Raw genomic sequence first — 10,904 nt, 5'->3', positions numbered from 1 at the left:
CAGCACCCGTTCCCGTGCGCCCACCGGCTCCTCGACGGCCAGGTATTCGCGGTGCCGACCACCTCCTGGCTCGCGGCGGCCGGGCCGACGGCGGTGGGCCCCTCGGCGGGCTGGCGGGGGGCGGGGATCCGGACGGGTGGCGGCGGGCTGAGCGTGCGGCCGTGCCAGAGGTAGCCGCCGGCGAGCAGGGTGGCCACCCCGATCAGGGCGAACAGGACGCGGTAGTCCAGCACCCCGACGAGCAGCGCCCCCGCGCCGATCGAGAGCGCCTGCGGGCCGCTGACCACGGCCTCCGAGGCCGCGGCGACCCGGCCGAGCAGCGCCTGCGGGGTACGCCGCTGGATCAGCGTGTGCAGCCCGACCATCGTCAGCGGCAGCGACACCCCGGCCAGCAGTACGGCGACGAAGCCGAGCCAGAGGTTCGGGTACACCAGCGCCAGCGAGGCCGGCCCGAAGAACGCCACCCCGGCGGCGAGCGTGCCCACCTCGCCGGCGCGGCGCACCACGGCCGGGGAGAGCAGCCCGCCGACCAGCCCGCCGATGCCCTGCACGGTGACCAGCACGCCGACGAACGCGGCGTCCCGGCGCAGCCCCTGGTCGACGTACGCGAAGATCAACGACTCGCTGAAGCCCATCGCCAGCGATCCCAGCCCGTAGCCGAGCAGTGCCCGGCGCAGCGCCGGCTCCCCGGCCAGGTGGCGCAGCCCGGCGCTCACCTCGGCCGGCCAGCGCAGCCCGGGCCCGGTGGGCGGCGTCTCCGTCGTGCGGAGCAGGCCCACCACGACGGCCGCCGACAGGAAGCCGACCATCCCGATCACGGCCAGCATCCAGCCGCCGACGGCGGCGTAGAGCCCGGCGCCGGCCAGCGGGCCGACCAGCCGCAGCCCCTGGCGCACGGTCTGGAGCACGCCGTTGGCGTCGGCCAGCAGTTCCACCGGCACGAGTTGGCGGATCAGGCCGCTGAGCACCGCGCTGAGGGTGATGTACGACAGGCCGTAGAGGGCCGCCACCACGTAGATGATCCACACGTCGGTCCGGTCCCGCACCACGAGGAGCGGGGTGAGCAGCACGGCCGTCACCAGGTTCGCCGCAACGAAGAACGGGCGCCGGGGGTAGCGGTCGACGATCCACCCCACCAGCGGGGCCAGGGTCATCGGGGCGATGACCGCGAAGATGGTGGCGCCGGCCAGCCCGTCCGACCCGGTCAGGTCCTTCACCCAGATGGCGAGGGCCAGCAACAGGATCGACTCGGCGGCCATGCTGGCGAGCAGGCCGCCGAAGAGCAGGCGGAAATCCGGGCGGCGCAGGACGGTGCGCATGGGGTCCCTCCGGCGGGGGTGGTGCGCGGCGTGGCGCGGTCTGGGTGGCGCGGTCGGCCGACGGCGTCGTACCGGACGCCGTGCCCTTCCACGGTCCTCTTTTCTGCGAGACACGCCCCCACCGGGACCTCCGGCGGGAGGCGCGCCGTCCATACTGACCGTGGGGGGCGAATTTCATACAGTTACCGTCGCGTCTGCGGCGGTCCACGGGAAAAGAGGACGTCGTGCCTCCTGCCTCACCCAGCCCGATCCTGCGCCGCCGCAGGTTGGGCACCGAGCTGCGCCGGCTGCGCGAGGCCGCGGGTCTCACGGGAGACCAGGTCATCGAGCGCATCGGCTGGGCGTCCGCGTCCAAGTTGTCCCGGCTGGAGAACGGCCGCAGCCGCCCGGACCCGAACGACGTCCGCGTGCTGCTGGATCTCTACGGCGCCGACGAGGCGCTGCGCCGGGAACTCCTCGGCATCACCGAGGAGGCCGGCGACATCCGCGGCTGGCTGCGCAACTACCCGGTGATGACCCAGCAGCAGCGCAGCTTCGCCGAGCTGGAGGCGGGCTGCGCGGAGATCTCGGAATACAACCCGGTCCTGGTGCCGGGCCTGCTCCAGACGCCGGACTACGCGTCGGTGCGGATCGCCTCGGCCCGGCAGGTCGACGAGGAGGCCGGCGACCCGGAGGCCGGTGAGGACATCGACACCGAGGTGCGGGCCCGGCTGGCCCGGCAGTCGCTGCTCACCCGCGCGACCGACGCGCCCCGCTACACGGCGGTGCTGGAGGAGGCGGCGCTCGGCGGCCGGACCGGGCCGCCGGAGGTGCTGCGCGCGCAGCTGGTGCAGCTCTGCGAACTGGCGATGCTGCCGAACGTCACGCTGCACGTGCTGCCGCGCGACACCCAGATCGGCGACTGGTACCTCCCGCCGACCGCGTTCTCGGTCTACCGGTTCGCGGATCCGCTCGATCCGGAGACGCTGGCCATCGAAGGGGGGTTCACCGACGTCATGTCGACCGAGGTAAACGCCCTAAATCGCTATAAAGTGGTGTTCGAGTGGCTATGCACGGCGGCGCTCTCCGAGTCGGACACCCTCTCCTGGCTGATCGAGGCGACGGGGCGGCTGCCCGGCACGGCGACCGCGTCCACGGTGGCGTACGGGCCGGCAACGGCGCCGACCCAACGCCGCCGGTATTCCGGGCGCCTGACGGATCGGTGATCACGGGGGCCCACCGTCGGGTCGTGCGGCGCCACTTGTTCCATCGGAGCAGTTCACCTCAGGAGTGGCACGATGAACGAGATCCGCAACACGCCGTCCGTACTCGCCCAGCTCGCGGACGCCCCGTGGCGTAAGAGCACGCGCAGCCAGACCTCGAACTGCGTCGAGGTCGCACCACTGAGGACCGGACCGGTCGCGGTGGCCCTGCGGGACAGCAAGGACCAGGGCGGTCCGGTGCTGCTGTTCAACCGGGCCGGCTGGCTGGGCTTCATCGCCGGCGCGAAGAACGGACAGTTCGATCTGAACTGATCCGTCGACCGTCGCGGGGCCGCCGGCAGCGTGCCGGCGGCCCCGTCGCGTCTGCGCCCTGCCACCCCGCCGACCAGGCATCCGCTGATCGGATGAGCCTCCGAACCAATCGTCGCGTTTCACTTGATGAGACGACCGCGCGGCGTAACATGACGGCAGAGTGACGTGGAACTTCCACCCGTTCCCCACCCTCGCGATTCATCCGGAGACCCGCATGCGGTTCCTGATCGTTCGCACCGACATCCGCGCCGCCGCCGACGTGGACATCGCCGCCGCCTGGGCGTGCGGTGACCGACTCCGCGACGAGACCACCACGCCCGAGCCGCGCCGCCAGATCGTGCACGCCGAGGAGCGCGACGCCGCGCTGCTGCTGGCCCGGGCCCTCGCCACGGTCGGCGCGGTCCGCTCCGGGAAGCAGCGGGTCAAGGTCCTCCCGCTCGACGAGCCGGGCCGCGGACGGCGGGCCGCACCCGACGACCGAGGCAGCTGACCCGCAACCCAGACGTCCGTCGTGGTCGGACCGGCTCCCCCGCCGTGCTCCTTTGCCCCAGCCGACCAGGGCGGCCCGTGTTCCCGGTCCGTGACCGTCGCGGCAACGGCGGCCACGGGCCGGGACCGCACGACCCCGGCCACCGGCGCGCTCGCGCGCGGCGGAGACCGGCTCAGCAGTGCCCGTCGAGCCAGCGGTGGATCAGGAAGAGCGCGATCGACGACGGCGGCGGCAGCACCAGGCGGGCCCCGCCGACCTCCACCGGCCGTCCCGCCAGGGCCGCGCCGATCTCCCTGCGGGAGAACCACCGGGCGAACGCGATCTCCGTCGGATCCACCTGCACCGGATGCTCCGGATCCGCAGTGGCGAGGAAGCCGAGCATGAGGGAGCCGGGAAACGGCCAGGCCTGGCTGCCCGCGTACGCGATGTCGTCGACCGGGACGCCGACCTCCTCGCGGACCTCGCGCAGCACCGCGGCCTCGGCCGACTCCCCCGGCTCGACGTAGCCGGCGAGGCAGGAGAACCGGCGCTCGCCGGCGGTGTGCGGCCAGGTGGCGTTGTTGCCGAGCAGGCACCGCCCGTCCAGGCCCGGGACGCCGTCGTGCACCAGCACGATCATGGCGGGATCGGTACGCGGCCAGATCCGCTCCCCGGCCGGGTCGACCCGGGACCAGCCGGCCTCGTCCACCTCGGTCGGGTGCCCGGTGGCCGACGAGTAGCGGTGCCGCAGGTGCCAGTTGACCAGCGCCAGCGCGGTGGTGAACAGCCCGGCGTCGCGGTCGCCGAGCAGGTGCCCGACCTCGCGCAGGTGCGCCGCCCGGGTCCCGGACACCGCAGGCAGCGGGGCGTCCACGGCGAAGACCGGCACCCCGTCCGGCTCGACGCCGAGGAACATCGGCGACGTCGGCCCGGGCAGCCCGGCCGGATCGACGAGCACCAGCTTCGGCGGCGACGTGTCGGTACGCACCAGCGCCCGGCCGCCGTCGGCGGAGTCGAGCACCAGCACCCGGGCCCGGCTCCACGCCTGCGCCAGCCACCCGGGATCGGTGCGCCGGTGGGCCGCCCGGTCCAGGGTGGAACGGGCCAGCGGCGGCGCGGGCTCACCGCTCACGGTCGTGCCGGCTCGGTGGTGACCGGGGCCAGCGCCGCCACCTGCCGCCCGATCCGTTCGGCGTCGCCCAGCACCACGGTGACCGCCCGCGCCGGGGCGAGGTAGCGGGCCGCCGCCTCGGCCACGTCGGCCACGGTCGCCTTCGCCAGCCGGGCGGCGTGCTCGGCCAGGAACTCCAGGCGCAGCCCGCTGCCGGCGTACGCGCTGGTCAGCGAGGCGAGCCCGGCCTGGGTGGACATCCCGAGCTGGAGGGTGCCGAGGGCGTACTGGCGGGCCTGCTCCAGCTCGTCCTCGCGGGGCGGGAGGGAGGCCAGCCGGCCGAGTTCGTACGTCGTCTCCAGCAGCGCCGGCCCGGTGACCTCGGTGGCCACGTCGACGGCGGCGACCAGCACCGACCCGGCCACCGAGTGCTCCACGAGGGAGTGCCCCCCGTACGTGTAGCCCTTGTCCTCGCGGATGTTCTCCACCCAGCGGGAGGAGAAGTAGCCGCCGAAGATCAGGTTGGCCAGTTGCAGCGCGGCGTGGTCCGGGTGGGTGCGGGGCACCGCCGGCAGCGCGATCCGCAGCGAGGACTGCACCGCCCCCGGGCGGTCGACCAGCAGCAGCGGCCCAGGCTCCAGCGGCGGGGCGGGCGGCAGGTCGGCGGTGTGCCCGGCGCCGGTCCACCCGGAGAGTGCCTTCTCGGCGGCGTCCAGCGCCCGGTCCGGCTGCACGTCACCGACCAGCACCAGCACGGCGTCGGCGGGGTGCACCCGCTGGGCGTGCAGGGTGCGCAGCACTCCCGGCCGGACGGCCCGGACCGCCTCCGGTTCGGGGGTCTGCACCGCGTACGGGTGGGTGCCGTAGACCCGCCGGAGCAGGGCGGTGCGGGCCAGGTGCGCCGGCTGGCTCCGCGCCACGTGGATCCGGTCCACCAGCCGGTCCCGCTCCGTGGCGACGTCGTCGTTCGGGTAGGCCGCGTCGGTCAGCACCTCGGCGAGGATCTCCAGCATCCGGTCCAGCCCGGTGACCAGCCCGGCGCCGGAGAGCATCAGCCGGTCCGGGTCGATCCCGGCGGAGAGCCCGCCGCCGACCTTCTGCAACTCGGCCGCGATCTGCACGCTGGACATCGTCTGAGTGCCGGAGAGCAGGGTCTGCGCGAGCATGGCGCCCCGGGCGAGGTGGGTACGGCCGAACGGCATCCACAGCCGCACCTCCACCAGCGGCACCGCCGGCCGGCGTACGGCGATCACGGTCAGCCCGTTGCCCAGCGTGCGCTCGGCCTGCTTCGGCAGCTTGAGCCTGCGGTTCGGGCCGAGCGGCGGCAGCGCCCGGGGCGCGGCCGGTGCGGTCACACTCATTTGGCCCCTCCTGGGATGACCTCGATGGACGCGCGGCGCTCAGGCCGCAGGGTGGCCGCGGCGGCGCGGACCTGCTCGTCGGTGACCTCGCCGACGAGCCGGGGCAGGTCGTTGAGCAGCCCCGGCTCGCCACGCTGCTGCTCCAGCACGGCCATCTGCAACGCCCGGCCGAGCACCGCGTCGGTGTCGCGCAGCAGGTGGGTCGCCATCCGGGCCTGGGTGCGGGCCAGTTCCCCCTCGGCCACGCCGTCGGTGGCCAGCCGGTCCAGCTCCTCGTCGACGGTGCGCAGCACCTTGTCCACGTCCCCGCCGGGCGGCAGGTGCGCCTGGAGCAGCAGCGCCGTCGGGTCCCGCACGTCGAACGGGTCACCCATGAAGCCGACGTAGCCGCCGAGGCTGGTCACCGCCCGGTCCCGCTGGACCAGCCGCTCGACCAGCCGGGACGCGTCGCCGTCGGTGAGCACCTCGGCCAGCACGACGTACGGCAGGTAGGCGGCGAAGTCGGTGATCGGGTCGGGCACCCGCCAGGCGCCGGCCACCGCCGGCAGCGGGGCCAACTCGTCGGTGTACGAGGTGCGCCGCTCCTCGGTCAGGTCGGGCTCGGCGAAGTCGGGCCGTTTCGGGGCGGGACGCGCCGGCACGTCGCCGAAGTGCCGCTCGATCAGCGTGGTCGCCTCGGCGACGTCGATGTCGCCGCTGACCGCCAGTACCGCGTTGCCGCTCGCGTAGTAGCGGCGGAAGAAGTCGGCGGCGTCGGGGACGGTGGCCGACTCCAGGTCGACGAAGGAGCCGTAGCCGTCGTGCGCGTTCGGGAAGGTGTCGAACATGACCGGTGGCAGGGTCAACCAGGGGAAGCCGCCGTACGGGCGGTTGAGGACGTTGACCCGGATCTCCTCCTTGACCACGTCGACCTGGTTGCGCAGGTTCTCCTCGGTCAGCCGGGGGCCGCGCATCCGGTCGGCCTCCAGGAACAGCGCCCGCTCCAGGGCGTTGCTCGGCAGGGTCTCGTAGTAGTCCGTGTAGTCCAGGTGGGTCGAGCCGTTGAAGGTGCCGCCAGCCCCCTGCACGTGCCGGAAGTGCGCCAGCTTCTCCAGGTTCTCGGAGCCCTGGAACATGAGGTGCTCGAAGAGGTGGGCGAAGCCGGTGCGCCCCTCGGGTTCGGAGCGGATGCCGACGTCGTAGACGACCGCCACCCCGATCACCGGGGCGCTGCGATCGGGGGTCAGCACCACCCGCAGGCCGTTGTCGAGCGTGAACCGCTCTACCGGGTATTTCGTCGCTGGAATTCTCGATCTCCGCGCCGCCACGGGATCGACCCTAGCGCGTCGGCACCCCCGCCACCGGCGACCTCCCGCCTGCCGCCCCGACCCGCGCCCGGGGCGTCGTGCGCAGCCGCCCCGACGGCCGGCGACGGCGCCGGGAACACCGACCGCAAAGCACACTCAATCAGTAGAGATTGCCGCTTTTTCTGGGACGCGGATCCCGGCATGTGGTTGGGCCTTGACGCCAGTTCACCGCCTGCCCCAGTCTTCCTACCAACTAAGTAGGAATACTGCGGATTGGATGGACGATGAGACGGCTCCCCATGCGTCGGTGGGTCTCCCTGGCCACCCTCGCCGTCGTCGGCGTGGCGACCCTGGGCACCGCCGCCGCCTGCGGCGACGACAGCGAGGGCGCGGGCGGCGGCTCCGGCCCGACGACGCTGCGGCTCGGCTACTTCCCCAACATCACCCACGCGCCGGCGGTGGTCGGCGTGGAGAAGGGCATCTTCGCCGAGAAGCTCGGCGGCGACGTCAAGCTGGAGACCAAGACCTTCAACGCCGGCCCCGCCGCCATCGAGGCGATCTTCTCCGGCGCGCTCGACGCCACGTACATCGGCCCGAACCCCACCGTGAACGCCTTCTCGAAGTCGAAGGGCGAGGCCGTCCGGGTCATCTCCGGCGCGGCCTCCGGCGGCGTCGCGCTCGTGGTCAAGCCCGGGATCACCTCGGTGGAGCAGCTCCGGGGCAAGAAGATCGCGACCCCGCAGCTGGGCAACACCCAGGACGTGGCCATCCGCTACTGGCTCAAGGAGAAGGGCCTCACCACGACCAAGGAGGGCGGCGGCGACGTCAAGATCGTCCCGCAGGAGAACGCCCAGACGGTGGAGACCTTCAACAGCGGGGCCATCGACGGCGCCTGGGTGCCCGAGCCGTTCGTGTCCCGGCTGGTCAACGCGGGCGGCAAGGTGCTCGTCGACGAGCGCGACCTCTGGCCGGACCGGAAGTTCGTGATCACCAACCTGATCGTCAGCACCAAGTTCCTCAAGGCCCACCCGGACGTGGTCAAGAAGCTGGTCGAGGGCCAGGTGGCAGCCAACGAGTTCGTCAACACCAGGCCCGACGAGACGCACCAGGCCATCTCCGACCACATCGGAAAGATCAGCGGCAAGCCGCTCGACCTCAAGCTGATCAAGCAGGCCTGGCCGACGCTGGAGTTCACCAACGACCCGATCGCCACGTCGCTGAAGACCGGGCTCGACCACGCCGTCGCCGTCGGCCTGACCCAGCCGGTCAGCCTCGACGGCCTCTACGACCTCACCCACCTCAACGAGGTGCTCAAGGGCCAGGGCAAGCCCGAGGTCGTCCAACCATGACGTCGACCACGACGACGCCACGCAGCGCGACCGGCTCGGTCGCGCTGCACGGCGTCACCAAGGTGTACGGGCGCGGGGCGAACGCCGTCGTCGCCCTGGACGGGGTCTCCCTCGACGTCGCGCCCGGCGAGTTCGTCTGCCTGGTCGGGGCCTCCGGCTGCGGCAAGAGCACCCTGCTCAACCTGGTCGCCGGCCTCGACCGGCCCAGCGGCGGGCGGATCACCCTCGACGAGGGCGTCGACCCGGGACTGATGTTCCAGGAGCCCGCCCTCTTCCCCTGGCTCACCGTGGAGGGCAACGTCGAGGTGCCGCTGAAACTGCGCGGGCTGCCCCGGGCGGCGCGGCGGGACCGGGTCGCCGAACTGCTCGGCACGGTCCACCTGGCCGACTTCGGCCGCAAGCGCCCGCACGAGCTGTCCGGCGGCATGCGCCAGCGGGTGGCACTGGCCCGCACCCTCGCCCTGGACACGCCGGTGCTGCTGATGGACGAGCCGTTCGGCGCGCTGGACGCGATGACCCGGGACATCCTGCACGACGAGCTGGAACGGATCTGGACCGAGCGGCGGCTCACCGTGCTCTTCGTGACGCACAACGTCCGCGAGGCGGCCCGACTCGCCGACCGGATCATCCTGCTCTCCAGCCGGCCCGGCCGGATCATCTGGTCCACCCCGGTCGACGTGCCCCGGCCGCGCCGCATCGACTCCCCCGAGGTCGCCGCGATCGCCGCCGAGGTCACCGGCCGCCTGCGTACGGAGGTGGGCCGCCATGGCCGGTGACACCCTCGCCGCCGTCCCGCGTACCGACGCGGAGATCTCCGGGCTGGACGCCCTGGAGCTGGCCGGTCGGGAGAAGAGCCGCACGCGGGCCAGCCGGTTCTGGGCGGCGACCTGGCCGAAGCTGGCCGCCCTCGTCCTCGCCGTCGGCGCCTGGCAGGTCGTGGTCTGGACCGGCTGGAAGCCCGAGTACTCGTTGCCGGGCCCGGTGGCCGTGGGTCAGGAGCTGCTCCGGCAGGTCAGCGGCGTCCAGCTCTGGGAGGGGCTGGTCACCACCCTGCGCCGGGCCGCCCTCGGCTACGTCTTCTCGGTCGCCGTCGGCCTGCTGCTCGGCCTCGCGGTGGCCCGGTCGCGGATCCTGCGGGCCGCGATCGGCTCGATGATCACCGCGTTGCAGACGATGCCGTCGATCGCCTGGTTCCCGCTGGCGATCCTGCTGTTCGAGCTGAGCGAGAAGGCCATCTTCTTCGTGGTGGTGCTCGGCGCCGCGCCGTCCATCGCCAACGGCGTGATCGCCGGTGTGGACTACGTGCCGCCACTGCTGCTGCGCGCCGGCCGCAACCTCGGCGCCAGAGGGCTGAACCTGTACCGGTACGTCATCGCGCCCGCCGCGCTGCCGGCCATCGTGGCAGGCCTCAAGCAGGGCTGGGCGTTCTCCTGGCGCAGCCTGATGGCCGGCGAGCTGATCGTGGTCGGCATCTCGCAGACCTCGCTGGGCGCGCAGCTGACCTACTCGCGGGAACTCTCCGACTCGCCCTGGCTGATCTCCACGATGATCGTGATCCTGGTGCTGGGCCTGGCGGTGGACGCCGCGTTCGGGGCGGCGGACAAGGCGATCCGGCGTCGCTGGGGCGTGTTGGACCAGGCGGGTCAGTGACGTGTACGTCTCCGCGCGCAGTGACTACGCGCTCCGGGCCATGCTCGCCGTCGCCGCCGCGGCTCCGGTCGGCGGCGGCGGGCTGGTCAAGGCGGGGACGCTGGCCGACAGCCAGGGCATCCCGCTGAGTTTTCTCCAGGGCATCCTGGTCGACCTGCGCCGGGCCGGTCTGCTGGTGAGCCACCGGGGCACCGAGGGCGGGTACGCCCTGGCCCGCCCCGCGGTGGAGATCAGCGTCGGCGACGTGCTCCGCGCGATCGGCGGCTCCCTGACGACAGTCCGCGGCCTGCCGGCCGAGCGGGCCGGCTACGCGGGTGTGGCGACCGGCCTGCGGGACGTCTGGCTGGCCGTGCACGGCGCGATCGCCCTGGTGGTCGACCGGGCCACCCTCGCCGACCTGCTGGGGGCGGAACACCTCCCGGCCGGCGCCGGGGAGAACCGCGCCCACTGACCGCGCACCGGCCCCTCCGGCGACGGGCGGGCGGCCCGGCGACGGTCAGCCGACGGTGGCCACCGGCCGCTCCGTCGGGCTGCGAAGTTCGACCGGAGCGGCTGGCGCGGCCCCGTCCGGGGTGGCGTGCCACGGCGTGAACACCGCGACCACGGCGAGCAGCAGCCCGGCCAGCGCCACCGCGAGCACCAGCAACAGTTCCCGCGCCGCGCCCGAGCCGGCGTCGCCCGCCATGGTCACCCCTCCCATGCCGGGCGGTCCCGCCCGGATCTTCCCCCGCCCCAGCTTTCACCACCCCCGGCGGCGGAAACAGTCGCCGATCGGACGTAACGTTCGCTGATTCCAGACTCAGGCGTGGGGGCCCGGGGGCGGGGGGGCGGGCGCCGGGGGGAGG

The 10,904-nt window shown here is 73.4% G+C and carries 12 protein-coding genes; 7 read left to right on the top strand and 5 right to left on the bottom strand.

Going from position 1 to position 10,904, the window contains the following annotated elements; all coding sequences use genetic code 11:
• The coding region (locus tag AB0B83_RS29130; RefSeq protein WP_357580845.1) for an MFS transporter at positions 1-1,319 on the bottom strand (1,319 nt) is incomplete at its 3' end.
• A 224-nt stretch (positions 1,320-1,543) separates the two neighbouring features.
• Between AB0B83_RS29130 and AB0B83_RS29125 the strand changes: the two genes are divergently transcribed.
• From AB0B83_RS29125 to AB0B83_RS29115, 3 genes are all read left to right on the top strand, one after another.
• Positions 1,544-2,524, top strand: coding sequence for a helix-turn-helix transcriptional regulator (locus AB0B83_RS29125; RefSeq protein WP_357580844.1), 981 nt, complete (start codon positions 1,544-1,546; stop codon positions 2,522-2,524).
• A 72-nt stretch (positions 2,525-2,596) separates the two neighbouring features.
• Complete coding sequence (locus AB0B83_RS29120; RefSeq protein ID WP_132231069.1) at positions 2,597-2,833, top strand: DUF397 domain-containing protein; 237 nt, start codon at positions 2,597-2,599, stop codon at positions 2,831-2,833.
• A 214-nt stretch (positions 2,834-3,047) separates the two neighbouring features.
• Positions 3,048-3,323 (top strand): hypothetical protein, encoded by a 276-nt coding sequence (locus AB0B83_RS29115; protein WP_132231358.1) that lies wholly within the window; start codon positions 3,048-3,050, stop codon positions 3,321-3,323.
• A gap of 172 nt (positions 3,324-3,495) precedes the next feature.
• Here the strand turns inward: AB0B83_RS29115 and nudC are convergent, their stop codons facing one another.
• Genes nudC through AB0B83_RS29100 form a run of 3 tightly spaced genes read right to left on the bottom strand, consistent with a single transcriptional unit; the run spans position 3,496 to position 7,081 of the window.
• Entirely contained in the window at positions 3,496-4,434 is a 939-nt protein-coding gene (gene nudC, locus AB0B83_RS29110; RefSeq protein WP_357580843.1) for an NAD(+) diphosphatase, read from the bottom strand.
• Positions 4,431-5,774, bottom strand: coding sequence for a pitrilysin family protein (locus tag AB0B83_RS29105; RefSeq protein ID WP_357580842.1), 1,344 nt, complete (start codon positions 5,772-5,774; stop codon positions 4,431-4,433). The genes nudC and AB0B83_RS29105 overlap by 4 nt, the downstream gene beginning before the upstream one ends.
• Positions 5,771-7,081, bottom strand: a complete 1,311-nt coding sequence (locus tag AB0B83_RS29100) for a pitrilysin family protein (RefSeq protein WP_357580841.1) — start codon at positions 7,079-7,081, stop codon at positions 5,771-5,773. The genes AB0B83_RS29105 and AB0B83_RS29100 overlap by 4 nt, the downstream gene beginning before the upstream one ends.
• Positions 7,082-7,344: 263 nt before the next feature.
• Between AB0B83_RS29100 and AB0B83_RS29095 the strand changes: the two genes are divergently transcribed.
• Genes AB0B83_RS29095 through AB0B83_RS29080 form a run of 4 tightly spaced genes read left to right on the top strand, consistent with a single transcriptional unit; the run spans position 7,345 to position 10,510 of the window.
• Positions 7,345-8,409, top strand: coding sequence for an ABC transporter substrate-binding protein (locus AB0B83_RS29095; protein ID WP_357580840.1), 1,065 nt, complete (start codon positions 7,345-7,347; stop codon positions 8,407-8,409).
• On the top strand, positions 8,406-9,185 hold the full coding sequence (locus tag AB0B83_RS29090) for an ABC transporter ATP-binding protein (protein WP_357580839.1): 780 nt from the start codon (positions 8,406-8,408) through the stop codon (positions 9,183-9,185). The genes AB0B83_RS29095 and AB0B83_RS29090 overlap by 4 nt, the downstream gene beginning before the upstream one ends.
• Positions 9,175-10,059 carry an ABC transporter permease gene (locus AB0B83_RS29085; RefSeq protein ID WP_151456617.1) on the top strand — a complete coding sequence of 295 codons (885 nt, stop codon included), beginning with the start codon at positions 9,175-9,177 and terminating at the stop codon, positions 10,057-10,059. Before AB0B83_RS29090 ends, AB0B83_RS29085 begins: the two co-directional genes overlap by 11 nt.
• 1 nt (position 10,060) lies before the next feature.
• On the top strand, positions 10,061-10,510 hold the full coding sequence (locus AB0B83_RS29080) for an Rrf2 family transcriptional regulator (protein ID WP_357580838.1): 450 nt from the start codon (positions 10,061-10,063) through the stop codon (positions 10,508-10,510).
• A 45-nt stretch (positions 10,511-10,555) separates the two neighbouring features.
• On the opposite strand, the gene AB0B83_RS29075 is transcribed toward AB0B83_RS29080, so the two are convergent.
• The gene (locus AB0B83_RS29075) at positions 10,556-10,744 is read right to left on the bottom strand and encodes a hypothetical protein (protein WP_357580846.1); all 189 of its coding nucleotides are present in this window, start codon (positions 10,742-10,744) and stop codon (positions 10,556-10,558) included.
• Between the last annotated feature and the right edge of the window lie 160 nt (positions 10,745-10,904).

Origin of the sequence: Micromonospora sp. NPDC049060, from assembly GCF_040649055.1 — a bacterium.
Taxonomy (GTDB): domain Bacteria; phylum Actinomycetota; class Actinomycetes; order Mycobacteriales; family Micromonosporaceae; genus Micromonospora; species Micromonospora reichwaldensis.
This window is presented reverse-complemented; position numbering and strand designations above follow the sequence as displayed.

Coding starts and splice junctions, on each gene's coding strand:
- AB0B83_RS29120 (WP_132231069.1), top strand. CDS start 2,597: ATGAACGAGATCCGCAACACGCCGTCCGTACTCGCCCAGCTCGCGGAC.
- AB0B83_RS29115 (WP_132231358.1), top strand. CDS start 3,048: ATGCGGTTCCTGATCGTTCGCACCGACATCCGCGCCGCCGCCGACGTG.
- AB0B83_RS29105 (WP_357580842.1), bottom strand. CDS start 5,774: ATGAGTGTGACCGCACCGGCCGCGCCCCGGGCGCTGCCGCCGCTCGGC.
- AB0B83_RS29095 (WP_357580840.1), top strand. CDS start 7,345: ATGAGACGGCTCCCCATGCGTCGGTGGGTCTCCCTGGCCACCCTCGCC.
- AB0B83_RS29090 (WP_357580839.1), top strand. CDS start 8,406: ATGACGTCGACCACGACGACGCCACGCAGCGCGACCGGCTCGGTCGCG.
- AB0B83_RS29085 (WP_151456617.1), top strand. CDS start 9,175: ATGGCCGGTGACACCCTCGCCGCCGTCCCGCGTACCGACGCGGAGATC.
- AB0B83_RS29075 (WP_357580846.1), bottom strand. CDS start 10,744: ATGGCGGGCGACGCCGGCTCGGGCGCGGCGCGGGAACTGTTGCTGGTG.